Here is a 551-nt window from a genome sequence, read left to right on the forward strand (position 1 = left end):
ACTACAGACGTTACGGTAACGGTGCCTGCTGGTGCTACTACTGGAACCGTTTCGGTACCTACAACGGTAGATGCTATTGATGAAGTAACTGAAAACTTTAGTATTGCCTCTGGAGCTGCTTCGGCTACGGGTACTATTATCGACAATAACAATGCTCCTACGGTGGCTACCATCACTCCGGCTTCGGCTACCGAAGGAACTGCTGTGGTATTCAACTTTACACTAAGCAACCCTTCTGCGGTAGATACAACTTATACTTTTGTTCTAACAAATGGAACTGCTGGAAGTGCAGATTACACTACTACTGCTGTAACTGTAAATGTTCCTGCAGGTGCTACTACGGGAACCGTTTCGGTACCAACGACTGCAGATACAATTGACGAAGTAAATGAGGATTTTAGTATTGCCTCTGGAGCTGCTTCGGCTACGGGTACGATTATCGACAATAACAATGCTCGTACGGTGACTACCATCACTCCGGCTTCGGCTACCGAAGGAACCGCTGTGGTATTCATCTTTACTCGAAGCAACCCTTCTGCGGTAGATACAAC

At 46.6% G+C, this 551-nt stretch carries 1 protein-coding gene; it reads left to right on the plus strand.

Annotated features, from left to right (window positions below; translation table 11 throughout):
* Positions 1-551, plus strand: a 551-nt coding sequence (locus FPG59_RS16855; protein WP_217875979.1) for a Calx-beta domain-containing protein, incomplete at both ends; no start/stop codon positions are given.

This window comes from Flavobacterium sp. FPG59 (assembly GCF_002150205.1).
Taxonomy (GTDB): Bacteria; Bacteroidota; Bacteroidia; order Flavobacteriales; family Flavobacteriaceae; genus Flavobacterium.